The organism is Pantoea sp. JV6 (genome assembly GCF_025910055.1).
GTDB lineage: Bacteria > Pseudomonadota > Gammaproteobacteria > Enterobacterales > Enterobacteriaceae > Pantoea > Pantoea agglomerans.
In genome coordinates this window covers 521,529-543,863 of the sequence record NZ_JAPCIM010000003.1, presented here as the reverse complement: position 1 = coordinate 543,863, position 22,335 = coordinate 521,529, and the positions used below count along the sequence as shown (strand labels likewise).

Below are 22,335 nucleotides of genomic sequence, written 5' to 3'. Positions count from 1 at the left end.
CAGGATAAATCACTAACGCTGGAGAGTGTAGTTCAATTCTGTGCTCATCAGGTTGAAGTGCGCAGAACCGGCCGCAGCAGGCGAGCCGATTCTGCAGACTCAGTAAACAATGCCGGGTGGATTCACCGTGGACTGAGTGATGGCCTCATCCTGTTCGCCCCAGCGTGCCAGCACCTGCTGATACTGCCCGCCTGCGATGGTGCCATCCAGCGCAGCCTGCAGCGCGGGTGCCAGGCCATTGCCCTTTTTGGTGGTCACGGCTACCCAGGCGCGAAACGGTCCGCTGCCAACCAGCTTTGTCTGTCCGCGTGACGCCACTTTCCAGGCCGCCATCGAGTGAGGGCCAAACATCGCATCTGCCCGTCCCGACAGTAGCGTCAGCGTCGCGGAGGCATCATCAGTCAGGTAAATCGGAGTTACCGCAGGCAGACCTTTAGCCCGGTTCTGCTCATCCCAGCTCAGTAAAATACGCTCCTGATTGGTGCCCGAGGCGACGATAATCCGCTTACCGGCAATATCCGCCGGACTATTAATCTTGCTGATATGACTGTCGCTTTTCACCGCAAAAGCGTGGTTGTCGGCGCGATACGTCGCAAAATCGAACTTCTTCTTGCGCTCTTCGGTCACGGCAATATTGAACATCGCAACATCATAGCGTCCGGCGCTGATGCCCAGCGGCCAGTCCTCCCAGGAAGCCGGAACCAGCCTGAGTTTCAGCCCCAGGCTATCAGCAAGGAGTCGGGCGATATCGGGATCGCTGCCGATCCGCGTGACGTTATCAGACGCCAGCAGCGACAGCGGCGGCGAGTTGGTCGCCGAGGTAGCGACCGTCAGGGTGCCCGGTTCAATAAAGCGGTAATTGTCTGGAATTTGAGCAATAGCCTGCGGATTGGCCGGGGCATGAATCGGCGTCTCGTTTTGCAGGACATCGAGCTTCTCAGCCGCAGAACAGGCCAGCGCCGGAAGCAGCGTCAGAACCGTTAACGTTAATGCCCTCATAACACGCGCGCCAGAAAACGGCGGGTGCGCTCATGACGCGGATTATTGAGCACCTGGGTGGTGCTGCCCTGTTCCACAATCCGACCATCCACCATAAAGACCACGTTATCCGCCACTTCCCGGGCAAAGCCGATCTCATGCGTCACAATCACCAGCGTAGTGCCGGAACGCGCCAGCTTTTTAATTACATCCAGCACTTCGCCCACCAGTTCAGGATCCAGCGCCGAGGTCGGCTCATCGAACAACATGACCCGTGGATTGAGCATCAGCGCACGCGCAATCGCGATGCGCTGTTGCTGCCCGCCCGACAGGTGACGCGGCCACGCATCGGCTTTATGCCGCAGGCCCACAATATCCAGCAGTTCGCCCGCACGCTGTATCGCTTCCGGTTTCGTTAACTGACGATGGGCAATCGGCGCTTCAATCAGGTTATCCAGCACGCTGAGGTGTGGGAACAGATTGAAGTTCTGGAACACGTAGCCGACGTTGATGCGCTGGCGCAGAATCGCCTTCTCTTTCAGTTCATACAGCTTATTGCCGCGCTGCTGATAGCCGATGTAGTCGCCATCAATCTGAATAAATCCTTCGTCGACCCGTTCCAGATGATTGATGGTGCGCAGCAGCGTGGATTTACCGGAGCCGGACGGCCCGAGGATCACCGTGACGGACCCCGGTGCCAGTGACAGCGATACATCATCCAGCGCTTTATGTTTACCAAATCGTTTACTGACGCCGGTGATGCTGATGGCACCGGTAGTGTGTGAGGTGCGGTAATCAATGGCTTCGGACATGGCTGATCTCCTCGGTCGGATGAAGTGGCGTGACGCGGTTGCGCCATTGTCGCCAGCGCGACGGTTGCGGTTCACGGGTGACGCTGCGGGCCATCCAGCGTTCGGCGTTGTACTGAATCACGGACAACACGGTGGTGATAATCAGATACCAGGCAGCACCGACCATCAGCAGTGGGATCACTTCCTGATTGCGGTTGTAGATCATCTGGATGGTGTAGAACAGCTCCGGCATCGCCAGCACATAAACCACGGATGTGCCTTTCGCCAGACTGATGATCTCGTTGAACGCGGTGGGGATAATGGCGCGCAGCGCCTGCGGCAGAATGATGCGGAAAGTGCGGCGTGTGGCGGAGAGACCCAGCGCGGACGCGGCCTCTACCTGACCGTGATCGACGCCGAGGATCCCGCCGCGAATAATTTCCGCGCTGTAGGCCGCCTGCACCAGCGTCAGACCGATAACGGCTGCCTGAAACTGCCCCAGCACGTTAATCGTCTGATACGCCCCCCAGGAGAGGCCGGTAAACGGAATGCCGACAGACAGGGTGTCGTAGAGATAGGAGAAGTTATAAAGAATGATCAGCACCACAATCAGTGGCAGTGACCTGAACAGCCAGATATAACCCCATGCCAGCGTGCTCAGCAGCCAGGATGAGGAGAGACGTGCCAGCGCCAGCAGACCACCCAGAAACAGACTGAATATCGTACCCAGCAGCGTCAGCAGCAGCGTCTGACCCAGACCGTGCAGGATCACCGGGTCAAAGAACCAGCGGGCAAACACGCTCCATTCCCAGCGCGGATTAAAGGCCACTGACTGCACCACGCCTGCCAGAATAAACAGCGCAACGATAGCCCCTGCCGTGCGTGCCGGGTAGCGTGCCGGCACCACCTGCAGATGTTGATGTTTGCTCATGGTCACCTCTTAACTTGCCGCGGCGACGTTATAGACGCCGATCACTTTGATAAAACGCAGTCGTCCGTCGTGCGGCGGCTGGCCATAACGCTCCAGATCCCCGCTGAGATCGAACTGTGGCTGATAACCGTGACCGGTATAGAGCCGCACCGCCTCCGGCTGACGGAAGCCGGTGGTGAGAAACAGCCGCTGATAGCCCGCCTGTAAAGCGCGACGCTCCAGCTCCTGTAACACCACCAGCGCCAGCCCCTGACGACGCAGATCGCTGCGGGTCCAGATGCGCTTCAGCTCGGCGGTCTGCGGGTCATAGGGTTTATAAGCGCCCATCGCGATGATCTCGCCGTCACGCTCCAGCACGATAAACAGCCCCTGCGGCGGCAGATACCATTCGGTCAGCTCCTGTTCCAGCTCGTTACGACGGGAAAAGTAGTCGCCATAGCGTGCGGAATATTCGCCAAACAGGCCGCCCAGGATCGGTTGCAACTCCGGCGCGTCGGGTGAAACTTCGCGAAAAGTGGATTCACTCATGGTCAGCTCCTTAGTCGCCCAGCCCGGCGGGATTGATTTCAGAACGATCGATCTTCTCAACACCTTCACCCCAGCGGTTCAGCACCTTCTGATAGTCACCGTTGCCGATCACACCGTTCAGCGCGGTGCTGATCGGTTCCGCCAGACCGCTGCCTTTCTTCACGGTAACGGCAATGTGCGCCGCTTTGGGCCAGCCGCCATCGACGCTGCCGACCAGACGGGTTTTACCGGTCAGTGCCGCTTTCCAGGCACCAATCACATTGGGACCAAAGTAGGCATCAGCCCGGCCAGCCTGCAGCGCCAGCGTCTGTGCGGCATCATCTTTGGTATATACCGGCGTAAAGGCTTTCAGTCCCTTTGCCTGATTCTCTTTATCCCACGCCAGCAGAATCGCCTCCTGATTTGTGCCGGATCCCACAATGATCCTCAGCCCGGCAATATCTTCTGCTTTGGTCAGTGACTTTATCGGGCTGCTGGTTTTGACATAAAAGCCCAGTGAATCTTTGCGGTAGGTGGCGAAGTCGAACTTCTCTTTACGATCTTTGGTCACGGTAATGTTGGAGATCGCCGCGTCATACTTGCCCGAGGCCACGCCCAGCGGCCAGTCTTCCCAGGACGCTGGCACCACGTTGAGTTTTAATCCCAGGCTGTCAGCCACCAGCCGGGCAATATCCACTTCGCTGCCAAGCAGGGTTTTGTTGTCATCGGAAAACACCGTTAACGGCGGGGAGTTCAGCGCTGCGACTGCCACGGTAAAGGAACCCGGCACCACAAAACGATGACCCGCAGGCAGTTGCGCGATCGCCTCCGGATTCTTCACGGTATTGATCGGCGCTTTGTTAGCTTCAAGGCTGACGCGCTGGCCGTTATAGGAGACGCTGGTATCTTCAGCCAGCGCATGGCTACTGGCCGCCAGAATAAGCAGGGCGATAAGACGCGATGTTTTGTTCATGGCTTGTGCTCTTATTGTGAGGTGAACTGATTAACGGGTTGTTTCAGGGCGAAGCTGTCACGAAGCGTGCTGCCCGGATAGTCGCGGCGCGTCAGGCCGCGAGCCTGCAAAATCGGCACCACGCGGTCGACAAAACGTTCAAAGGTATCGGGCGTGCCGCCATTAATGATGAAGCCGTCAGTAGCCTGGGTTTCAAACCAGAGCTGCAGGCCATCCGCCACCTCTTCCGGCGTGCCGTGAAACAGCGGGCGTGGCGTTGCCGCTTCCAGTGCGGCCTGGCGCAGGGTATGCCCATGCTGCTGTGCTTTGCGTTTGATCTCGTCGGTGGTGCTGCGGAAGCTGTTCTGACCGATGTCACCGATATCCGGGAACGGCTGATCCAGCGGGTACTGAGAGAAGTCGTGATGGTCGAAGAAACGCCCGAGGTAGTTAAGCGCATCGGTAATCGACACCAGCGCCGCCGTGGTCTGATACTGGCGTTCCACGTCCTCGGCATCATCGCCAACAATCACGCTGACACCCTGGAAGATGTGCAAATCGTCTGGCTGACGGCCATTCGCCACCAGTTGCTGTTTCACATCCTGGTAAAATGCCTGCGCCTCTTCACGCGTCGGCTGATGGGTGAAGATGGCGTCAGCATGACGCGCCGCCAGTTTTTTACCGTCGTCGGACGCGCCCGCCTGGAAGATAATCGGACGACCCTGCGGCGTGCGGGCGATGTTCAGCGGCCCCTGTACCTGGAAGAAATCACCGTGATGATCGAGCGTGTGCAGCTTCGCCGGATCGAAAAATTGTCCGCTCGCCTTATCACGCACAAAAGCATCCTGCTCCCACGAATCCCACAATCCTTTCACCACCTGCAGATACTCATCGGCAATGCGGTAACGCAATGCGTGCTCCGGGTGCTGCTGGCGTGAGAAGTTTTTGGCCGAGCCTTCCAGCGGTGACGTCACCACGTTCCAGCCTGCACGCCCGCCACTGAGATGATCAAGGCTGGCAAACTGACGCGCCACGGTGAAGGGCTCGCTGTAAGAGGTCGATACCGTGCCAACCAGCCCCAGATGTTCAGTGACGCCCGCCAGCGCCGAGAGCAGCGTCAGCGGCTCAAAGCGATTCAGAAAGTGCGGGATCGACTTTTCATTAATAAACAACCCGTCGGCGACAAACAGAAAATCGAGTTTGCCCTGCTCCGCCTTGCGGGCGATTTTTTTGGCGTAATCCAGATTAATACTGGCATCGGCCTGCGCCGCCGGATGGCGCCAGGCGGACATGTTTCCCGATGCGCCATGCAGAATGGTACCCAGCCGAAGTTGTCTTGTGGTCATGATGCTCTCTCTTTTTTAGTCGTAGCGATGCCCGACGACGGTGGTCAGAACCGTCGTGCTTTAGCGGGTTGCAGATGAATTCAGTTCAGAATGGCTTCCCGACATCGCGCGTTAAGATGTTGCAGCGCCTGGCGGGCCAGTCGGGCGAAGTAGTCGGCGGCGGGCGCAATCAGCGCCTCATCCGGGGTAAAGCTGGCATGGTGCAGACCAAAGTCACTGGCGCTGCCGATGCTGACAAACGCCCCCGGCACCTGTTGCAGATAGAAGGCAAAATCCTCACCCAGCAGATGGAGATCGGCGGTCTGCACCCGATAGCCCGCCTGCTGCGCCACTTCGCTGCTGAAGGTCGCCCAGTGCGCATCGTTGATCAGCACTGGCGGGCCAGGATGCCAGCTCAGGGTTGCCTGCGCGCCATTGGCGTCGGCGAAGTGCTCAACCAGCGTGCGCACCCGCTGTTCCAGTTCGGCGCGCACCTGTAAATCGTGTGTTCGGGCCGTGCCGCCAAACTCAACGCCGCCGGGTAATACATTCCAGCTTTTGCCGCCGTCGATGCGGGTAATGCTCAGTACCAGACTGTCCAGGGCACTGAAGCTGCGGCTGGTGAGTCCCTGTAACGCCTGGATAATCTGGCTGGCCGTCACAATGCTGTCGACACCCTGCTCCGGATACGCGGCATGTGCGCCTTTGCCGGTGACGCGAATAATAAATTTGTCAGCGTTGGCGTAGAACGCCCCGCTGCGGGTGGCAAAGGTACCGACGGGCAGCGAAGGCTCGTTGTGCATCCCGAAGATAGCCTGCACCTCATCCAGTACGCCTGCCTCAATGAACTGACGCGCGCCGCGCGCTATCTCTTCAGCGGGCTGGAACAGGATGCGCACCCGGCCAGCTAACCGATCGGCCTGTGCGTTGAGCTTTAAGGCCGCACCCAGCATCACCGCGCTGTGCAGGTCATGACCGCAGGCGTGCATCACGCCAGGATGGCGGGAGTGAAAACGCACCCCGCTCGCCTCATGGATCGGCAGCGCATCGATGTCGGCGCGCAGCGCGATCACCGTCTCTCCGCTGCCAATTTCTGCCACCAGGCCGGTTTCCAGTGGATAGTCCAGCAGCCGGATGCCCGCCGCCTGCAACCAGCCCCGCAGTCGCGCGGTGGTGGCAAATTCCTGACCCGACAGCTCCGGCCAGGTGTGCAGTTCGCGTCGCCATTCAATCAGTTGTGACTCAGGGTTCATGATGACTCTCCACTGACGGGGATTCAGGCTGCGACCAGATGATGCGTGGCCAGCAGTTCAAGTGACTGCAGACGTGCAACCGGCTCAGTAATCGGCGTGTCGATAACAAACTCATCAATGTCAAAATTATGATGCAGCGCGTCCAGCTGGGCATGAACCTGCGCCGCCGTGCCTTTCAGAAGTGACGGCGTGCGCGGCTCAATCTGATAATCGCGGTATCCACCCTGACGCACATAGCGCTCCGCCTGTTCAAGACTGGCGACGTTGACGCTCGGGCCATCTTTCACCGCTACATGATAGTGACGAAGATTGGCTACCAGCAGGTCAGCCCCGGCGGGTGAGTCGGCCACCACCACCTGCACGGCCACCAGGGCGCGCTGACCCTGGCTCAGGCGGGAGTAAGTACTCAGCGCATGCTCCAGCAACTGGCGGTCACCATTGAGGTGAGCGGCAAAGACAAACTGCCAGCCCAGACTGGCGGCCAGCCGGGCGCTCTCTTCACTGGCACCCAGCAGAAAACGGTTCGCCGGACGTGGCGGCAGTGGCGTGGCGGCTAAACCCTCGTCATCAGGATCAGCCTGACCGGGCTTCAGCCAGCTATCCAGCAGTTGAAGCTGTTCGGCAAAGCTCCCTTTTTTAGCAGCATCAACACCCTGTTGCAGCGCATGGGTGGAGAGTGGAAGTCCGCCCGGCGCTTTGCCCACGCCGAGGTCAATGCGGCCCGGTGCCAGCGAAGCGAGCAGATTAAAGTTCTCTGCCACTTTATAAGGGCTGTAGTGCTGCAACATCACGCCGCCCGATCCGACGCGAATATGTCGTGTCTGGGCAATGATCCAGGCAATCAATACCTCAGGTGAAGGACTGGCCAGCTGCGCGGTGTTGTGATGTTCCGCCAGCCAGAAGCGGTGATAACCCCACTCCTCTGCCCGCTGCGCCATCTGCAGCGTGCGCTGCAGCGCCGCGGTGGGTGATTCACCCTGCAGCACGGGCGCTTTATCTAACAGACTTAATCGATATGCCATTCACCTGGTCCTTGTTCATTCCGGTTGCAGACCAGTGTGCTGCGCAGTCGATCATTGGTAAAACATCATATTGTTTTATGCATTATTGATTTCGTCATAATGGAGAACAGTGAGAAGTGAAAGAGGGAAAACGGGCACTGAAACAGGTAATCAGGTAGATATTTTGCGTATAACGCTATTCGTTGCCTGATATTAAGGTGAGTAAAATCGGCGAACTGGCAAAGGTTTGCAGAAAATCGTCTTACGTATGGAGAGATGACAGCTGTTGTTAGCCGCGACTGCAGAAATTCAGACAGCCTGAATTCATGGCATTGAAATACATTCTTCACAGGATGTTGAAGCACGGGTCGCCAGATAGATAAATAAGCATATGAAGAATGCAATTGAGTCAGAGATAACTCATTGCAACTGCCAGATGATTTACAGGACCTTATACATTATCCGGAATTAAGATCCTCTACTGTAATGAGAGGTGTAAACCGGGCATGAATCTGTCTGATAGGGTCATATCTGGGCACAGCAAAGCATTGAGCCCAGAAACAAGATTATTTTTCTAAGGCCGTTGCGAATTTTGTTTCAACGGGAAAAATCGGGTGTTGATAAGCGCCACATTGACTTCACATGGAACGCCGTCGTCGAGATAAACAGTTTCATTAAGCTGAATGACAGCATCCCCTTCCGCTAAATTAAGCAGTGTAAGCGACTGTGTATCCGTAAGATTGACGGCCGTTAAATGCTGGTCCCTTAGCTGCACTTTCTTACCGGTAACTTCTTCAATGTAGGCATATTTTGACAGTTCCAGCTTGCTGAACTCCATGCTGCTAAACATATTAACCGGCAGGTGAATATGTTCCAGAGCTACCGGGATGTCATCGAAACACATCAGGCGTAAAATTTTATAGATCTGATCGCTGTTTTTAATACGCAGCGCCTGAGCGATATCAGCAGAAGGAACCTTGATTATGCTGACCGATATGATTTTCCTTACACCTTTATGACCATTTCTTTGCGCCTGATAATCAAAAGGTGAAAGCACATGATATCGGTTCGCCTGGCTACTCATTTCCGTGGAACCGACAAAAATACCCGACCCTTTAACCCGGTAAATTCTCTGCTGCTCCACCAGAATGCGTGTGGCTTCACGCACCGTTGCGCGAGTAATGCCGATACTTTTGGCAATTGATATTTCGGTATCCAGTTTCTCTCCGGGTCGAAGGCCATCATCCTTAATTTTATTGAGGATGTAATCAACAACCTCTTTTTGTTTTTCAGTAATGCCATCAACCATTGGCTTTCTTCCCGTTTGAGTGAAGGACAGACTCCCTCTAATCCGTGTCAGTACAGTTCTGCCTGACATTGCCGGATGAGTACCACTTCCGCTAGCTGAATATGTGATCAACTTATCAAATTGGCACTGATGTTAAGCCTGATAAGCAATATTTTAACTTTACATGTTGTGTCCGTACACGTCGAAGGACATCATCAGGATGACTAGACACCTTTAACATGTACAGATGTGATGACCGTTGTGAAATATAACCCCATCTGAACAATGAGAAAATATTTTTTTAATAACTCCATGAAAATCATGACTTTTAAGGATGTTACCTCCTTTTACTACATTCGATTTTTGTATCGCTCTGCTGACAAAAAGTTTATCTAAAAAAGTGATAACGGGGTTTTTGAGGGAAACTGACTGTACATACTCAGGAATTTATGAAAAATCGGAATGCATAACAGGCCCTGTTCCGGTTGAGAAAATTTTATATGAGATGGGTTATGCGCAACCGGGAGCAGGCAAACGCCACACGGTTTATGCGTTTAGTTAAATTTTATTGCGCATTTAAACAGGAGGAGTAAGACGATGTCACACCTGGCTAAGTGGTTAAATAACGAGAAAATCCAGTACGTCGAAAGCGTGACTGACTGGCAGGAAGCGTTAGTTATTGCGGGACGTCCTCTGCTCAGTGAGGGCGCAATATCGCAGGATTATATTGATGCGATTATTCAGCAAAAAGAGGAGATCGGCCCCTTTTTTGTCATCGCGCCGCAGATTGCCATGCCCCACGCACGCCCGGAACAGGGCGCACACAAACTGGGGTTGTCGATTGTGCTGCTGGGTACAGCAGTGAAATTTGACTCCGAAGAAAACGACCCGGTGAAGGCTATTTTCATGTTTGCCGCACCGGACAGTAATAGCCATATCGAAATGATCTCCCATCTGGCGGAAGTGCTGTCCGATGAAGAGATCATGGCGCAGATATTCAATGCGAGCAGCAAAGAAGCGCTCATGACGATTTTATCAGGCGTTTAGTCTGCCCGTTGAAACGCGACTTTTAATCATTAGTTAATGAGGTTTGATATGAAAATTATGGCGGTGTGTGGTTCAGGTTTAGGCAGCAGCTTCATGATGGAAATGAACATCAAGAAAGTGCTTAAAACGATCGGTGTTGAAGCTGAAGTGGAACATTCGGATCTCGGCTCTGTCACCCCCGATGTGGCGGATGTTTTTGTTATGGCCAAAGACATTGCTTATAGCGCAAACCTTCCTGAACAGAAGGTCATCATCATTAATAACATCATTGACCTGAAAGAAGTGGAGCAGAAAATACGTGAGTATTTTGAGAAAAAGTGACGCTAATAATTAGATAAACACCTTACCCTCGAGGTTAATATGTTTACTCAAAATCTTTTGCAGTTCGTCGTCGACGTGCTGAAAGTGCCCTCTATATTAGTCGGACTGGTGGCATTTTTCGGACTGATTGCGCAGAAGAAGCCGTTTCCTGATGTTATCAAGGGCACGGTAAAAACTATTCTGGGCTTCCTGGTGCTGGCAGGCGGTGCGACCGTTCTGGTCGGTTCACTGACGCCACTGGGCGACATTTTCAAACATGCGTTTGATGTTCAGGGCATCATTCCTAATAACGAAGCGATGGTCTCTATCGCTCTGGCAAAATATGGTGCGCCTACCACGATGATCATGGCCTTCGGCATGGTCGCCAACATCGTTGTCGCTCGCTTCACCCGACTGAAATATATCTACCTCTCAGGGCATGTGACGTTCTATATGGCCTGTATGATCGCGATTATTTTATCGGTTGCCGGTTTTGAAGGTATTCAGCTTATTTACACCGGGTCACTGCTGTTGGGCATTCTGATGGCCACCTTCCCGGCGATCGCCCAGCCCTATATGCGTAAGATCATTGGTGGCGACCATGTCGCGCTGGCGCATACCGGGACAATTGGCTATGTCTTATCAGGCTGGATCGGCTCTTTGGTAGGCAAAGGATCTAAATCCACCGAAGAGATGAACATGCCAAAAAACCTCAGTTTTTTGCGTGACAGTACCATCTCGATCTCTCTGACGATGATGATTATCTACTTAATCCTGTCGGTGTCTGCCGGTAAAGAATATGTAGAGGCTAATTTCAGCAATGGTCAGAACTACCTTGTTTACTCCTTTATCCAGGCCATTACCTTCGCGGCGGGTGTCTTTATCATTCTGCAGGGTGTGCGCTTAATCCTGGCTGAAATTGTCCCTGCCTTTACCGGCTTTTCAGAAAAACTGGTTCCGGAAGCCAGACCGGCGCTGGATTGCCCGATTGTTTTCCCCTACGCCCCGAATGCGGTGCTGGTTGGCTTTATCTCCAGCTTTGTCGGTGGCCTGGTGGGGCTGTTTGTTCTCGGTCAGCTGCATTGGGTATTGATTCTGCCGGGTGTGGTTCCTCACTTCTTCTGTGGCGCTACGGCTGGCGTGTTTGGTAATGCGACCGGCGGCAAGCGTGGGGCGATTTGCGGTGCCTTTGCTCATGGCCTGTTAATTACCTTCCTGCCTGTCGCCCTGCTGCCGGTACTCGGACAGATAGGGCTGACCAACACCACCTTCTCGGATACCGACTTCGGCGTCACCGGCATCCTGCTGGGTAATATGGCTCACTTTATGGATAAGGGAACCATTACCATGATTATCACCGGCATTTTTGGCTTGTTAGTGATTTATAACTTTACGGCTACAAAGAAGACACCTGTAGAAACGAATGCAGGGTAATAGTAACGCTTAATGGCAACCAGAAAGGGCAATGAGCGCTTTCTGGTTGTTTGCGGAATACCTTCATCATTCAGTTTCCAGAAAAAAAACCGCACTCATATAAGTTCAGGCTAAGTTATTCAGCGAATGCTTCAAACGGCAGGTTAAAACGCGCTGCCAGTCGGGCTTTATGTTTATCCGTCAAAGGACGATCACCACGCAGGATACGACTGACATAAGAGCGCTGCCCTATTTCATCCGCAAAAGAGGATTGAGTCAGGCCGTGCTGATCCATGATGACTCGCAAAAGTGCCACTCCGCGCGGAATAGCATCAGTACGCGCGTTAAACGCAGCGAACTCAGGGGCGCTGTTTTCGTATCGGGCGACCTTATCAGACAGTATCTCTACTAACGGGCTGTCCGGCTGGTGCTCAACCAGATATTCAACCAGTTCCAGCGCCTGCTCGTAGTCCCTTTTATCGGTACTGCCTCCCAGAAAGGGAACAATTCTGACCAGGTCATTGGTCGCCTGGATTGCTTCGGTAATCATTCTTTACTCTCCCGGTACTTCTTCACCAGCTTGTCATATTCCGCATGCGTCACGATGTGTTTGATAAAAATTTTGCCGCGATCAAAGTCAGCATAAAACATGATTCTCAGGCTGTTTCCGCCCACATCGATTACCCACCACTTTTCCCGGTACTTCATGCGGTCAAGGCTCTGAAAGCGAATTTTCAGCGCATCTGGCGTGGCAAAGTTTTCGTCCCTTAGGACCAGATAAGCCGCATCCAGTGCGGAGGCATGATTTGGATAAATTATTGCCGCTTCCCTGAACGGCCCTCTTGAGATGATATGCATTTTTCTCTCAAACTTTCCATGTTGGAAACATTCTAACCCACAAAGCTAATGTTTCCAACATGGAACACACGCAGATGAGTTCTGAATGAATTGCTGGCGCTAAACCTCATAAAAAAAGGACTATTCCGATCCAGAAAAGTGATCAACATCACATTTTCAACATTAGACATACTAATAAATAAAATTTAACAACAAAACATTTGAATGATAATGATTAACATTTACACTCTCATCCGCATATAACAAAGCGTTTAACGCTGCCAAATCCACAAATAATATGCGGTATTTACTCTTTTTAAGGTGAAAACACTAATCCATTTAATGGTCAGGGTTTTTATCTGGTTAGTTAGCTTTATGTTTACTGGAGTTGTTGAGCGGACATCCAACGCTGCTGACCTTACGTCGGCAGGGTCACTGGTATTAACGCACAGGAACTGAACATGCTTTTACGCTCATCCACTCAGGCGGCACAGGATCTCGCGCCAGCATCCAATGCCAGCGGTGCCGAAACGGCTATTTTTAACGATCAGCAACTGGCGGCCTGGTCGCAGCAGACTCAGGAGGTGCTGGCGCTGATGACCCGTACCGTTATCGGCGTTGAGAAGCCTTTCAGCGGTATCCTGCCCCATGAACTGGCGGCGGAATTCAGTGAGGTCGATCTCGATCGTCCGCTGGGTAACAACGATGACGCACTGACAGAGCTGAGTCAGCTCTATCTGCGTGACGCCGTCTGGTTTCACCACCCTAAATATCTGGCGCACCTGAACTGCCCGGTCGTGCTGCCCTCTCTGATGGCTGAGCAGATTATGGCGGCGGTGAATAGCTCGGTCGACACCTGGGATCAGAGCGCAGGCGGTACGCTGATTGAGCAGAAGGTGATCGACTGGACGCTTGGCCGCATCGGCCTGCCTGCCGGATCTGATGGGATTTTCACCAGCGGCGGCACCCAATCCAACCTGATGGCAATGCTGCTGGCGCGTGATAGCTGGTGCGCGGCACATCATCCGGGGCATCTGATTAAGCATCGCGGCCTGCCTGAGACCGCGTCGAAATGGCGAGTGTTTACCTCCAAACTCAGCCACTTCAGCATCCAGAAATCGATGGCGATTTTAGGGCTGGGCTATGACGCAGTTATCGCCGTTGATCACGACGCCCACTACCGTATGGACGCAGCGTGCCTGGCTGAGGAGATCGAAAAATGTCGCAGTGAAGGGCTGATCCCGATTGCTGTGGTTGCCACCAGCGGCACCACGGACTTTGGCAGCATCGATCCACTGCCGGAGATTGCCCGTCTCTGTGACAATTATGGTTTGTGGATGCACGTTGACGCCGCTTACGGCTGTGGGCTGCTGGTCTCAGAGAATCATCGCTCACGCCTGAATGGCATTGAACGGGCTGATTCCGTCACCGTCGATTATCACAAATCTTTCTTCCAGACCGTCAGCTGCGGTGCGTTCTTTGTGCGGGACAGCCACAACCTGAAGCATGTCACGCACCATGCAGATTACCTGAATCCGCTCAGCGCCCAGCAGGAAGGCACGCCGAATCTGGTCAACAAAAGCATTCAGACCACCCGCCGATTTGATGCGCTAAAAATGTGGCTGACCCTTCGCGTGATGGGTCCGGCGGCGCTGGGTGACGCTTTCGATACGCTGATAGAGCTGACACAGGCGGCTCATGAGCGGTTAACTGCGCATCCTGCTATCGAAGTGCTGCACGCGCCTGAGCTGACCACCCAGATTTTCCGCTACGTGCCCGGCAAAAACGCCAGCGACGCACAGATCGACGAAATCAACGCCGCTATCCGTAAAGCGCTCTTCCGCTCCGGCAACGCAGTGATTGCCGGAACCAAAGTCGATGGGCGTCAGTACCTGAAATTCACCCTGTTAAATCCCACCACGACCATCGCCGACATCGAAGATGTGCTGAGCCTGATCGCGCACTATGGCCGCGAGCAGGTACGTGCGTCTGCGCTGAACGCGGCGAAACAGTGAGAGCTCTGAAATGAATAATTCCGTTTACGATTTTATTGGTATCGGTATCGGCCCTTTCAACCTGAGTCTGGCCTGTCTGAGTGAGCCGGTTGAGGGACTGAACGGTCTTTTCCTGGATGAGAACCCGGGCTTTGACTGGCACACCGGCATGATGCTGGAAAATGCCCATCTGCAGACGCCGTTTATGGCCGATCTGGTGACACTCGCCGATCCGACCAGCCCTTACAGCCTGCTTAACTACATGAAGGAAAAGGGGAAATTATACTCTTTTTATATCCGTGAAGACTTCTTCCTGATGCGCAAAGAGTATAATCAGTACTGCCAGTGGGCCAGTTCACGGCTCTCTAATCTGCGCTGGAACAGCCACGTTGAGTATGTCAGCTACGATGAGGCGGCTGGCGTCTATCAACTCCAGGTCACCGACACCCGGAATGGTCAGAAACAGAACTATCTGGCACGACATCTGATCCTCGGCACCGGGCCTAAAGCCTGGATGCCGGAGTGCAGCCAGCCGCACCGCCAGCGCCTGACGCACTCAAGCCACTATCTGGTCAACAAAGCGGAACTGCAGCAGAAGCGTTCCATCACCGTGCTGGGCAGCGGCCAGAGCGCGGCAGAAATCTACTACGACCTGCTGACCGATATCGACCGCTTTGGCTATCAGCTCAACTGGATCACCCGCGCGCCGCGCTTCTATCCGCTGGAGTACACCAAGCTCACGCTGGAGATGACCTCGCCGGAGTGGGTAGACTATTTCCACGCGCTGCCCGCCAGCACCCGGGACGAACTGAATGCGCGCCACAAGAATCTCTACAAAGGCATCAACAGCAGCCTGATTAACGACATTTATGACCTGATGTATGTCAAACAGCTCGATGGCGATCTGAACGTTAACCTGTTTACTCACTCGGCGCTGACCGCTATGCGCTGGCTGCCACAGGGAGAGTTCGAGCTGACGCTGCATCAGGAGGAGCAGGATTGCACCTTCACCCGTCGCACCGAAGGACTGGTGATGGCGACCGGCTATCACTACCAGCCACCGATGTTTTTAGAGGGCATCAACGCCCGCCTGCGCTGGGATGACAAAGGCCGCTACGACGTGCAGCGCAACTACAGCATCGATTATCACAATCAGATCTTCGTGCAGAACGCCGAACTGCACACCCACGGTTTTGTTACGCCGGATCTCGGCATGGCCTGCTACCGCAACTCGGTGCTGCTGCGCGAACTGACAGGACGCGAGGTCTACCCGATCGAGCGTCAGATTGCCTTCCAGACCTTCCCGGCTAAATCGGAGCACTGAGATGAGTTCACAAACACTGTTCAGCGCCGCCCGCCCCGCAGGCCAGTTCACCCTGAGGCCCATGCTCGCCAGCGATGCGCCGCTGATTCATAGCTGGGTCACCCGCGATTACGCCCGCTTCTGGGGTATGCAGCAGCAGAGCCTGAATCAGGTCGCTGAGTTCTATGAGACGCTGACTGCAGCCGATCCCCATGCTGCGCTGATTGGTTGCTGCAACGACCAGCCGGTCTGCCTGATTGAGTGCTATCGCGCCAGCGACGATGAGGTCGGCAAATTTTATCCTGCCGCACCCGATGATTACGGCATGCATATTCTGATTGCCCCCGCCAGCCAGCCGATCAGAGCCTTCAGCTGGCAGGTCTTCACGCTGGTGATGGACTACATGTTCAGCCGCCCCGAGGTGCGCCGCGTGGTGGTAGAGCCAGATGTGCGCAATGAGAAGATTCACGTGCTGAATAAGCGTGCCGGGTTCCGCTATCAGCACACCATCGACATGGGTCATAAAACCGCCTGGCTGGCCTTTTGCCAGCGGGAAGATTATCAACACGCGTTACTGCAGGAGTCGCAGACTATGAACACCCCCTCTTCGCTGATGAACGGTACACATCTGACGGGCGACCACTGGGCGCAGGCAAACCGCATGCTAATCCGTAAAGCGATTGCCGAGTTCGCGCATGAGAAAATCATTACGCCACAGGAGTCGGGCAACGGCAGCTATCAGCTTGCGGTGCCAGGCGGTGAAGCGAGCTACCATTTCCGGGCGTCGCGGCTGGCGCTGGATCACTGGGAAATCGACGCCGGCTCACTGCGCAAGCAGGAGAACGGTCGTGATCTGCCGCTGGATGCGCTGAAATTTATCGTGGAGTTTAACGGGGAGATCGGTATTACACAGGCACTGCTGGCGACCTACATGGAAGAGATCAGCAGCACGCTGTGCAGCAGCGTTTATAAGCTGCAGAAGAATAATCCTGACAGCCAGGCGCTGGTCTCAGCCGATTTCCAGACGGTGGAAGCGGCGATGACCGAAGGCCATCCCTGCTTTGTTGCCAACAACGGGCGTATTGGCTTCGATGCCCATGATTATCTGGCGTATGCGCCCGAGGCCGCCGCGCCCGTTCACCTCATCTGGGTCGCGGTTCATCGCCGCAACGCCCATTTCTCCAGCCTCAGCGAGCTGAGCTATGAGCAGTTGATGCGTGATGAACTGGGCGACACCACCCTGGAGCAGTTTACTGCGCAGCTGGTGAATAAAGGGCTGGCGGTTGAGGAGTATATCCTGATGCCGGTGCATCCGTGGCAGTGGCAGAACAAACTGCTGACCGTATTTGCGGCGGACATCGCCAGTCACGATATTGTTTATCTCGGCACCGGAGACGATGCTTACCAGGCGCAGCAGTCGATCCGCACCTTCTTTAACCGCAGCCAGCCCACGAAGCGCTACGTGAAAACCGCCCTGTCGGTGCTGAACATGGGCTTTATGCGCGGACTGTCCCCCTACTATATGGCGACAACGCCTGCGATAAACGGCTGGCTGGAACAACTGGTTGCTGGCGATGCGTGGCTGAATCGCTGTGATTTCCGCATCCTGCGCGAAGTCGCGGCGGTCGGCTATCACAACCGCTACTATGAGCAGGCGATCAAAGGCGACTCCGCCTATAAAAAGATGTTCGCTGCGCTGTGGCGGGATAATCCTGCGGCCAGCCTGCAGCCCGGCCAGCGTCTGATGACCATGGCCTCTTTCCTGCACGTCGATCACCATCAGCAGGCACTGCTGCCAGCGCTGATAGCGGATTCTGGTTTGCCCGCGAAGCAGTGGATAGAACGCTACCTGACCTGCTATCTCAGCCCGCTGCTGCACTGCTTCTATCAGCATGACCTGGTGTTTATGCCGCACGGTGAAAACCTCATCATGCTGCTGGAGAACAACGTGCCGGTCAGTGCATACATGAAGGATATCGGCGAAGAGATCGCCGTGATGAATCCGGATGCGGTGCTGCCGGAAGGCGTGCAGCGTCTGGCGGTGGATGTGCCGGAGAACCTGAAGCTGCTCTCGATCTTCACCGATGTGTTTGACTGCATCTTCCGCTTTATCAGCGCGATTCTGCATCAGTCAGGAACGCTGCCGGAGGAAGAGTTCTGGCAGGCGGTGGCGCAGTGCGTGAAGGATTACCAGCAGGCGCACCCGGAGCATGCCACTAAGTTCGCGCGCTATGACATGTTCGCGCCGGAGTTTACCCGCTCCTGTCTGAACCGCCTGCAGCTGGCGAATAACCAGCAGATGATAAACCTCGCCGATCCCGCTGAGAACCTCAAGTTCGCCGGAACGCTGAATAACCCGATCGCCCGCTGGCGATAAGCGTTACACCGTCACGCTGAAATTATGCGGTCACCCTGGTGGCCGCTTTTTTAATGGCTTTATCGCAGGTATCCGTAATGGTTTCTTTTGAACCGGTCGCGCAACTGACCCGACGACATCTGATCTTCCCGCTGTCGCTGGTGTTGTTTGAGTTCGCTACCTATATCGCTCACGACATGATCCAGCCCGGCATGCTGCTGGTGACTCAGGAATTTAAGGTTGGGCCGGAGTGGGTCTCTACTTCGCTCACCGCCTATCTGGCCGGTGGCATTATGCTGCAATGGCTGCTTGGCCCCCTCTCTGACCGTATCGGGCGGCGTCCGGTGCTACTTAGCGGCGTGGCCTTTTTTATGCTCTCGTGTGTGGCGACGCACTGGGTGCAAAGCATTGAGCAGTTCGTCCTGCTGCGTTTTCTGCAGGGCGTCAGCCTCTGTTTTATTGGCGCGGTAGGCTACGCGGCGGTGCAGGAGGCGTTTACGGAATCGCTCAGCATCAAAATGATGGCGCTGATGGCCAACGTCGCCCTGCTGGCCCCGCTGGCCGGTCCGCTGGCGGGCGCGGCTTTTCTTACCGTGGGTGAATGGCGCACCCTGTTCTGGCTGATTGGCGCTATTGCGGCGCTGGCGCTGGCAGGTCTGTGGTATGCGATGCCCGAAACCGCAGGTGACCGGCAGAAACCGCTGTCGCTGCGATCGATTATCAGCGGTTACGCGGCATTGCTGAAGGATCGTCAGGTGATGCGCGGCTCGCTGGCCATCGGGCTGGTCACCGTGCCCTGCATCGCATGGGTCGCATTGTCGCCGGTGATATTAATCCACGATGCGGGACTCAGCCGCATCGGCTATGCGTTGTTACAGCTGCCGGTCTTCGCCGCCATGATTGCGGGCAACCTGACGCTGGGACGCTTATCCAGCCGTCTGCCCATTGAACAGCCGTTACGGCTCGGTGCCTGGCCGGTGGTCTGCGGGCTGGCAATCGCAGTAACCGCTACCGTGCTAAATCCGCAAAGCTATCTGTGGCTGACTGCCGGAATTAGCCTCTACGGCTTCGGTGCCGGGCTGGTCAGTGCCGGACTTTATCGCATGACGCTTTTTTCCAGCAGCGCCGGAAAAGGCAGCGTGGCAGCGATGCTCGGCATGGTGAGTATTCTGATCATCGCGCTGGGCATTGAAGCAGCCAAAACCGCCTATTTTAGTTACGGCACCGGCGGCTTCAGTGTGGTGAACCTGATCTGCGGTCTGCTGTGGCTGGTTCTGGTCAGCGCTTTTCTGCGTGCAGACCAGCGGAAATTGTGCACGGAATAATCGAATATATTTAGCAGTGCGATATAGTACTTGCCCGCACTGCTAACCATAAAGAATCCGATTACGGCATCATTAAAGCGTGATCGCCGCACCATACCCTTACAATATCCATGGTTATAATCTTTCTGATTTGAGGATTCTTAAGAGTGCTTCCTGGTTTTTATAACAGGAATGCCACTTTTGTGACATCGGTGTCAGAAGCATTGTCTCGCTAAGCTGTTGAGCGGTAAGTATGACCAGAAAAATGACAAAACAACTATCGGCCTTCTGAACCGCCCATTTCAGATCTGGAATTTTTAACATCAATAAGGAGAAGTAATGCGACAGAGAGTCATTGTGTGCCCGGTCATTCAAAATGAGGGTAAATATTTGCTATGTAAAATGGCATCTGACAGGGGTGTTTTTCCTGGACAGTGGGCTTTGCCAGGCGGCGGAATGGAGCCAGGTGAAACAATCGAAGAAGCATTAAAGCGGGAAATCAGGGAAGAATTAGGCGAGGCGCTCAAGATAACAAATATCACACCCTGGACGTTTCGGGATGATGTCAGAATCAAAACCTATTCTGATGGAATGACTGAAGAAATTTATATGATCTATCTTATCTTTGATTGTCTGAGCGCAAACCGAACAATAACCTTCAATGAAGAGTTTCAGGAGATTATCTGGGTAGAACCTGAGGCTTTAAAAAACATTGATCTGAATGAAGCCACCCGGATTACGTTTAGCCAAAAAGGACTTATCTGAATATGCATTGCAGGATCTCCTTAAAAGTCTATCGATAACTTAAGTACGATTTTAGCTAAACGGGGCAGTTCTTATGCAACGGAAAACTTCAGCGTTTTCTGGCATGTCCAGTGTTTCAACACTGCCTCATCTTACACTCTATTCATGGGCTCCCTGCTCTGGCAATGGATGCCGATTTACACTTTGAACGTTTATCTTAGGTCATCCCATTCAGACTAATATCAACCACCCAATCCCGCATTTATTTTTTTCAGATAAGCTTTGACCAAATCGTTACTTTATCTGTGTGTTGCGTCATTCGATGATGATTCCGCCTGCTGAGGCAATTGATAACAAAGGAATTCACCATGAAGACGTTATTTCCCCTTAAACCACGCGCACAAACGCTGGTTTTTACTTTACTTGCCGGGACTCTGACCTTTAACGCGGTGGCTGCACCGGTCAAAGGCGGTACGCTGATTTATCTTGAACAGCAGGCACATACCAACCTCTATCCGCCTGCCGGCGGCTTTTACCCTAATGGCGGCATTCTCAATCAGATCACCGATAAATTAACCTGGCAGAATCCCGAAACGCTGCAGGTTGAACCCTGGATTGCGGAAAGCTGGACTACCAACGCAGACAAAACTGAATACACCTTTAAATTACGGCCTGGCGTGACTTTTTCCGATGGCACACCATTAGATGCGAACGCGGTGGCGAAAAACTTTGATACCTACGGGCTGGGAAATAAAGCGCTGCGCCTGCCGGTATCGGAAGTGATTAATAACTATGAACGCAGCGAAGTGATCGACCCGCTGACGGTGAAATTCTATTTTAAAAAGCCCTCACCCGGATTTTTGCAGGGCACCGCCACCATTGGCTCTGGCCTGGTCTCGCTGAGTACCCTGTCGCGCAGTTTCGATCAGCTTGGTGATGCGCGTCATATCATTGGCTCCGGCCCGTTTGTGGTCAGTGATGAGAAACTCGGTCGGGAGGTGGATCTGGTAGCGCGTAAAGATTATCAGTGGGGACCGAAAAACATTCAGCAGCAAGGTCCGGCCAATCTGGATGCGATAAAAGTGATCGTGACGCCGGAAGACAGCGTGCGCATCGGTGCACTGCTGGCGGGCCAGGCAGGCCTGATCCGTCAGGTGCAGGCCTACGACGAGAAGCAGGCTAAAGATCAGAACTTCCCGGTTTATGCCGCGCCGACCCGTGGCGTAAACGACAGCCTCAGCTTCCGTCCGGATAATTCGCTGGTCAGCGATATCCGGGTGCGTCAGGCGCTGCTGCACGCCACCAATGCCAAACAGGTGGTTGAGACGCTCTTCTCGCCGAACTATCCGCAGGCAACCTCGGTCGTGGCCACCACCGCCGCCGGCTACGTCAATCTGGCGGACAAACTCACTTTTGATCTGGCAAAAGCGAAGGCATTGCTGGACCAGTCGGGCTGGCAACCGGGTGCCGATGGCATCCGTGAAAAAGCAGGCCAGCGGCTGGCGTTAACCGTTTATGAATCACTGCCGCAACCGCAAAACAAAGAGGTGCTGCAACTGGTGGCGCAGCAGTGGCGCCAGGCGGGCGTCGCCCTCAGCGTTAAAGCGGGCGATGCTGGCAGCAAAACGCTGGATAACCTCGACCCCCTTAAGACCCCGCTGAACGTCACCGAAGTCGGCCGCGCCGATCCCGACGTGATCAAAAGCAGCTTCTACCCGGCTAACCGCGACAACCTGCTGCAGAAAGGCGGCTCCAGCGACAAAGTGAAAAACTTCCGCGATGACAAGCTGAACCAGCTGCTGGTAGCCATCTCCGCTGAAGTTGACCCGGCAAAACGTTTACAGCTGACCGGTGACGTTCAGCGTTATCTGCTGGACCAGGCCTATGTGATTCCGATCTTCGAAGAGCCGCAGGTCTATGCCGGTGCGCCCTGGCTGAAAGGGGTCAGTTTTGAAGCGGTGGGCCGTCCGGCACTCTATGGCGCCTGGCTGGAAAAACAGTAACCGGAGGT

Annotated in this window: 20 protein-coding genes; 9 read left to right on the top strand and 11 right to left on the bottom strand. The window is 54.4% G+C overall.

Annotated elements, in window-relative coordinates; all coding sequences use genetic code 11:
* Window positions 1-99 precede the first annotated feature (99 nt).
* The 9 genes from OK412_RS06645 to OK412_RS06605 form a co-directional block, all read right to left on the bottom strand.
* Window positions 100-999, bottom strand: a complete 900-nt coding sequence (locus OK412_RS06645; protein WP_010670374.1) for an ABC transporter substrate-binding protein — start codon at window positions 997-999, stop codon at window positions 100-102.
* On the bottom strand, window positions 996-1,790 hold the full coding sequence (locus tag OK412_RS06640) for an amino acid ABC transporter ATP-binding protein (RefSeq protein ID WP_010247075.1): 795 nt from the start codon (window positions 1,788-1,790) through the stop codon (window positions 996-998). The genes OK412_RS06645 and OK412_RS06640 overlap by 4 nt, the downstream gene beginning before the upstream one ends.
* Window positions 1,774-2,700: an amino acid ABC transporter permease gene (locus OK412_RS06635; protein ID WP_010247074.1), complete on the bottom strand. Its 927-nt coding sequence runs from the start codon at window positions 2,698-2,700 to the stop codon at window positions 1,774-1,776. Before OK412_RS06635 ends, OK412_RS06640 begins: the two co-directional genes overlap by 17 nt.
* Window positions 2,701-2,709: 9 nt before the next feature.
* Window positions 2,710-3,228 carry a GNAT family N-acetyltransferase gene (locus OK412_RS06630; protein ID WP_010247073.1) on the bottom strand — a complete coding sequence of 173 codons (519 nt, stop codon included), beginning with the start codon at window positions 3,226-3,228 and terminating at the stop codon, window positions 2,710-2,712.
* A 10-nt stretch (window positions 3,229-3,238) separates the two neighbouring features.
* Window positions 3,239-4,180 carry an ABC transporter substrate-binding protein gene (locus OK412_RS06625; RefSeq protein ID WP_010247072.1) on the bottom strand — a complete coding sequence of 314 codons (942 nt, stop codon included), beginning with the start codon at window positions 4,178-4,180 and terminating at the stop codon, window positions 3,239-3,241.
* An 11-nt stretch (window positions 4,181-4,191) separates the two neighbouring features.
* A complete protein-coding gene (locus OK412_RS06620) occupies window positions 4,192-5,505 on the bottom strand; it encodes an LLM class flavin-dependent oxidoreductase (RefSeq protein WP_022624348.1) in 1,314 nt (437 codons plus the stop codon).
* A gap of 80 nt (window positions 5,506-5,585) precedes the next feature.
* Window positions 5,586-6,737 (bottom strand): amidohydrolase, encoded by a 1,152-nt coding sequence (locus OK412_RS06615; RefSeq protein WP_264352900.1) that lies wholly within the window; start codon window positions 6,735-6,737, stop codon window positions 5,586-5,588.
* Window positions 6,738-6,760: 23 nt separating this feature from the next.
* Entirely contained in the window at window positions 6,761-7,759 is a 999-nt protein-coding gene (locus OK412_RS06610) for an MsnO8 family LLM class oxidoreductase (protein ID WP_022624350.1), read from the bottom strand.
* A 553-nt stretch (window positions 7,760-8,312) separates the two neighbouring features.
* The gene (locus OK412_RS06605; RefSeq protein WP_010247068.1) at window positions 8,313-9,047 is read right to left on the bottom strand and encodes a GntR family transcriptional regulator; all 735 of its coding nucleotides are present in this window, start codon (window positions 9,045-9,047) and stop codon (window positions 8,313-8,315) included.
* 576 nt (window positions 9,048-9,623) lie between these two features.
* On the opposite strand from OK412_RS06605, the gene OK412_RS06600 reads away from it, so the two are divergent.
* From OK412_RS06600 to OK412_RS06590, 3 genes are read left to right on the top strand one after another with little or no spacing between them, the layout of a single operon-like run.
* A complete protein-coding gene (locus tag OK412_RS06600; protein ID WP_033760508.1) occupies window positions 9,624-10,073 on the top strand; it encodes a PTS sugar transporter subunit IIA in 450 nt (149 codons plus the stop codon).
* Window positions 10,074-10,121: 48 nt separating this feature from the next.
* The gene (locus OK412_RS06595; protein WP_010247066.1) at window positions 10,122-10,394 is read left to right on the top strand and encodes a PTS sugar transporter subunit IIB; all 273 of its coding nucleotides are present in this window, start codon (window positions 10,122-10,124) and stop codon (window positions 10,392-10,394) included.
* A gap of 39 nt (window positions 10,395-10,433) precedes the next feature.
* A complete protein-coding gene (locus OK412_RS06590; protein WP_264352899.1) occupies window positions 10,434-11,807 on the top strand; it encodes a PTS ascorbate transporter subunit IIC in 1,374 nt (457 codons plus the stop codon).
* Between the two features lie 115 nt (window positions 11,808-11,922).
* Here OK412_RS06590 and OK412_RS06585 read toward each other — a convergent pair whose 3' ends face one another.
* Together OK412_RS06585 and OK412_RS06580 are read right to left on the bottom strand one after the other, a co-directional pair.
* The gene (locus tag OK412_RS06585; RefSeq protein ID WP_010247064.1) at window positions 11,923-12,336 is read right to left on the bottom strand and encodes a helix-turn-helix domain-containing protein; all 414 of its coding nucleotides are present in this window, start codon (window positions 12,334-12,336) and stop codon (window positions 11,923-11,925) included.
* Window positions 12,333-12,644: a type II toxin-antitoxin system HigB family toxin gene (locus OK412_RS06580; protein ID WP_010247063.1), complete on the bottom strand. Its 312-nt coding sequence runs from the start codon at window positions 12,642-12,644 to the stop codon at window positions 12,333-12,335. The genes OK412_RS06585 and OK412_RS06580 overlap by 4 nt, the downstream gene beginning before the upstream one ends.
* Window positions 12,645-13,084: 440 nt before the next feature.
* Here OK412_RS06580 and OK412_RS06575 point away from each other — a divergent pair, with 440 nt between their 5' ends.
* The 6 genes from OK412_RS06575 (at window position 13,085) to OK412_RS06550 (ending at window position 22,327) form a co-directional block, all read left to right on the top strand.
* Window positions 13,085-14,638, top strand: coding sequence for a pyridoxal phosphate-dependent decarboxylase family protein (locus OK412_RS06575; protein WP_264352898.1), 1,554 nt, complete (start codon window positions 13,085-13,087; stop codon window positions 14,636-14,638).
* A 10-nt stretch (window positions 14,639-14,648) separates the two neighbouring features.
* Window positions 14,649-15,941 carry a lysine N(6)-hydroxylase/L-ornithine N(5)-oxygenase family protein gene (locus tag OK412_RS06570; RefSeq protein WP_010247061.1) on the top strand — a complete coding sequence of 431 codons (1,293 nt, stop codon included), beginning with the start codon at window positions 14,649-14,651 and terminating at the stop codon, window positions 15,939-15,941.
* 1 nt (window position 15,942) lies between these two features.
* The gene (locus tag OK412_RS06565) at window positions 15,943-18,297 is read left to right on the top strand and encodes a GNAT family N-acetyltransferase (RefSeq protein ID WP_264352897.1); all 2,355 of its coding nucleotides are present in this window, start codon (window positions 15,943-15,945) and stop codon (window positions 18,295-18,297) included.
* Between the two features lie 77 nt (window positions 18,298-18,374).
* Window positions 18,375-19,601, top strand: coding sequence for an MFS transporter (locus OK412_RS06560; RefSeq protein WP_182505411.1), 1,227 nt, complete (start codon window positions 18,375-18,377; stop codon window positions 19,599-19,601).
* Window positions 19,602-19,919: 318 nt separating this feature from the next.
* A complete protein-coding gene (gene nudI, locus OK412_RS06555) occupies window positions 19,920-20,345 on the top strand; it encodes a nucleoside triphosphatase NudI (protein ID WP_022624355.1) in 426 nt (141 codons plus the stop codon).
* A gap of 347 nt (window positions 20,346-20,692) precedes the next feature.
* Complete coding sequence (locus tag OK412_RS06550) at window positions 20,693-22,327, top strand: TIGR04028 family ABC transporter substrate-binding protein (protein ID WP_264352896.1); 1,635 nt, start codon at window positions 20,693-20,695, stop codon at window positions 22,325-22,327.
* Window positions 22,328-22,335 lie beyond the last annotated feature (8 nt).

Bases quoted from the DNA above. Each gene is read 5' to 3' on its own strand.
- OK412_RS06600 (WP_033760508.1), top strand. From the start codon at position 9,624: ATGTCACACCTGGCTAAGTGGTTAAATAACGAGAAAATCCAGTACGTC.
- OK412_RS06570 (WP_010247061.1), top strand. From the start codon at position 14,649: ATGAATAATTCCGTTTACGATTTTATTGGTATCGGTATCGGCCCTTTC.
- OK412_RS06630 (WP_010247073.1), bottom strand. From the start codon at position 3,228: ATGAGTGAATCCACTTTTCGCGAAGTTTCACCCGACGCGCCGGAGTTG.
- OK412_RS06595 (WP_010247066.1), top strand. From the start codon at position 10,122: ATGAAAATTATGGCGGTGTGTGGTTCAGGTTTAGGCAGCAGCTTCATG.
- OK412_RS06580 (WP_010247063.1), bottom strand. From the start codon at position 12,644: ATGCATATCATCTCAAGAGGGCCGTTCAGGGAAGCGGCAATAATTTAT.
- OK412_RS06625 (WP_010247072.1), bottom strand. From the start codon at position 4,180: ATGAACAAAACATCGCGTCTTATCGCCCTGCTTATTCTGGCGGCCAGT.
- OK412_RS06585 (WP_010247064.1), bottom strand. From the start codon at position 12,336: ATGATTACCGAAGCAATCCAGGCGACCAATGACCTGGTCAGAATTGTT.
- OK412_RS06565 (WP_264352897.1), top strand. From the start codon at position 15,943: ATGAGTTCACAAACACTGTTCAGCGCCGCCCGCCCCGCAGGCCAGTTC.
- OK412_RS06635 (WP_010247074.1), bottom strand. From the start codon at position 2,700: ATGAGCAAACATCAACATCTGCAGGTGGTGCCGGCACGCTACCCGGCA.
- OK412_RS06615 (WP_264352900.1), bottom strand. From the start codon at position 6,737: ATGAACCCTGAGTCACAACTGATTGAATGGCGACGCGAACTGCACACC.
- nudI (WP_022624355.1), top strand. From the start codon at position 19,920: ATGCGACAGAGAGTCATTGTGTGCCCGGTCATTCAAAATGAGGGTAAA.
- OK412_RS06575 (WP_264352898.1), top strand. From the start codon at position 13,085: ATGCTTTTACGCTCATCCACTCAGGCGGCACAGGATCTCGCGCCAGCA.
- OK412_RS06640 (WP_010247075.1), bottom strand. From the start codon at position 1,790: ATGTCCGAAGCCATTGATTACCGCACCTCACACACTACCGGTGCCATC.
- OK412_RS06560 (WP_182505411.1), top strand. From the start codon at position 18,375: ATGGTTTCTTTTGAACCGGTCGCGCAACTGACCCGACGACATCTGATC.
- OK412_RS06620 (WP_022624348.1), bottom strand. From the start codon at position 5,505: ATGACCACAAGACAACTTCGGCTGGGTACCATTCTGCATGGCGCATCG.
- OK412_RS06590 (WP_264352899.1), top strand. From the start codon at position 10,434: ATGTTTACTCAAAATCTTTTGCAGTTCGTCGTCGACGTGCTGAAAGTG.
- OK412_RS06605 (WP_010247068.1), bottom strand. From the start codon at position 9,047: ATGGTTGATGGCATTACTGAAAAACAAAAAGAGGTTGTTGATTACATC.
- OK412_RS06645 (WP_010670374.1), bottom strand. From the start codon at position 999: ATGAGGGCATTAACGTTAACGGTTCTGACGCTGCTTCCGGCGCTGGCC.
- OK412_RS06610 (WP_022624350.1), bottom strand. From the start codon at position 7,759: ATGGCATATCGATTAAGTCTGTTAGATAAAGCGCCCGTGCTGCAGGGT.
- OK412_RS06550 (WP_264352896.1), top strand. From the start codon at position 20,693: ATGAAGACGTTATTTCCCCTTAAACCACGCGCACAAACGCTGGTTTTT.